Raw genomic sequence first — 1389 nt, 5'->3', positions numbered from 1 at the left:
TGCAGTAGTCAACAAAAAGTAGACACATATTTTTAGTTTCTACACATCGCTTAGCAGGCATAGTACTCCCTATACTGTTTTGGAGTCAGATAATTCAGAGAGTATGCAGGACGTTCTTCATTGAAGAACTCGATGTATTTTGCTATATCTCTTTCAATGTTTTCGTTGCTCGTAACATGAAAATCATTAAATATTTCCGCTTTAATCCATCCGTTAATTGCCTCCATGGCTGCATTATCAGTTGGTGTGCCGGCACGGGACATAGAATGAACTATGTTATACAAAGGCAGTAGATCGTTAAAACTTTTAGAAGCATAAACAGAGCCTTGATCGGTGTGCAGCACCATTTCGAGAGCCGGATATTTTTTCTTGATGTCAATCAATCCGTCCAGTCCGCTGATATAAGTCATACGGTCTCCCCTTTTGGTTGAAAGGGAATACGAAAGAATCTCGTTGTTCCAAAGGTCCATAAACAATGTTAATTCGTAATAAATACCTTTTAGATAAAAAGCAGTCATATCGCTGACAACACACTGCAATGGACCTGTGATGTTTAATCCCGTTAGTAACAGATTGGGATAAATACGGTAAGGGTCTCCAGGTTTTTTGTATCTGTAATGTTTAGAAGCACTTACAATCCCTGCCGATTTACATATTTTGTGGGCATACTGGTCCGACATGACAAGACCGGTATCCAGACGTATTTTAGCGTTTAACCAACGGTATCCATGAGAGGGATACTTAGAGTGGTACTCCTTAAACAGCATTAGATTTGCGGCAAGAGTCTTCAGGCGGTCAGAAGGTTGTTCCAAACGCTTTTTCCATTTGTAAAATCCGCTTCGGTTTATACCAAGAACCCTGCACAGGTGTTTCACTGGAAACTGTGAAGACATCTCCATTATGATTTCGTATTCCTGCTGTTTAAAGAAATGTATTCCCTGCTTGCACCAACCCCTTTCACTTCGTATCCTTTTTTTGCCCGTAGTTCGTTTGCCTTGGCAAGAATAAGCTCATTAATCAGTTCTTCCTTTGACATTGCCATATATGTTTCCATATCAGGGGAAGCAGATGATGATTGCAGCAAGAGAGATGAATCTTTCCTGCCGCCTGATTGCTTGAGGGGGATACCGTTTGCTTTTTTGTAATCAGTCATGTATTTGTGGGCACAGGATTCGCTGATATTATAGCGAGCCATTGCTTCCTTATATGTGATTTCACGCAGATACATCTGGCGACCAATGTCCATTTGTTGTTCTAAACTGTATTTCATATGACACCTCCATGATTCCCTTATCGCAGGCGTGGTTACTTTATGATTTGATGATACTCTTACTAAAAAGTATTGTCTACAATAATAGGGTTGGTGTCTACTTTTAGATTACCACTTCA

General features: G+C 40.1%; 2 protein-coding genes. Both read right to left on the bottom strand.

Annotated features, from left to right (window positions below; translation table 11 throughout):
• Positions 1-50: 50 nt before the first annotated feature.
• Entirely contained in the window at positions 51-899 is an 849-nt protein-coding gene (locus GT641_RS12820; protein ID WP_192919860.1) for an IS3 family transposase, read from the bottom strand.
• Positions 899-1270 carry a hypothetical protein gene (locus tag GT641_RS12815; RefSeq protein WP_161117735.1) on the bottom strand — a complete coding sequence of 124 codons (372 nt, stop codon included), beginning with the start codon at positions 1268-1270 and terminating at the stop codon, positions 899-901. Before GT641_RS12815 ends, GT641_RS12820 begins: the two co-directional genes overlap by 1 nt.
• Between the last annotated feature and the right edge of the window lie 119 nt (positions 1271-1389).

This window comes from Clostridium sp. BIOML-A1 (genome assembly GCF_009874105.1).
Lineage (GTDB): Bacteria > Bacillota > Clostridia > Lachnospirales > Lachnospiraceae > Coprococcus.
The sequence above is the reverse complement of the archived record's forward strand: the minus strand, read 5'-3'. Positions and strand labels throughout refer to the sequence as shown.